This window comes from Flavobacterium hydrocarbonoxydans (assembly GCF_009789235.1).
GTDB classification, from domain to species: domain Bacteria; phylum Bacteroidota; class Bacteroidia; order Flavobacteriales; family Flavobacteriaceae; genus Flavobacterium; species Flavobacterium hydrocarbonoxydans.
The window spans coordinates 1-516 of the sequence record NZ_WSTB01000041.1 but is presented as its reverse complement, the minus strand read 5'-3'; the positions used below and the strand labels follow the sequence as shown (position 1 = coordinate 516).

Sequence of the window (516 nt, the reverse complement as noted above, 5' to 3'; positions counted from 1 at the left end):
TGGCAGTAAATGTTAACGATCCGGGTACACCAACCACAACATCAGCTACACAGGATTTCTGTTTAGAAGATGCGCCAACAGTTGCCGATATTGCAGTAACACCAGCTACAGCAGTTTGGTACAGCAGCGCTACGAGCACTACACCATTACTAGCTACGGATGCTTTGGCAGACGGAAACTATTATGCTACCATTATAGACGCAGTTACAGGTTGTGAGAGCGCCACCAGATTGGTTGTGGCAGTAAATGTTAACGATCCGGGTACACCAACTACAACAGCTGCTACACAGGATTTCTGTTTAGAAGATGCTCCAACAGTTGCCGATATTGCAGTAACACCAGCTACAGCAGTTTGGTACAGCAGTGCTACGAGCACTACGCCATTACTAGCTACGGATGCTTTGGCAGACGGAAATTATTATGCTACCATTATAGACGCTGTCACAGGTTGTGAGAGCGCAGTAAGACTGGTTGTGGCAGTAAATGTCAACGATCCTGGTACACCAACTACGACAT

General features: G+C 46.7%; 1 pseudogene. It reads left to right on the top strand.

The features are described from left to right. Positions 1 to 516: pseudogene (locus tag GON26_RS21510) on the top strand (hypothetical protein); the annotation flags it as partial.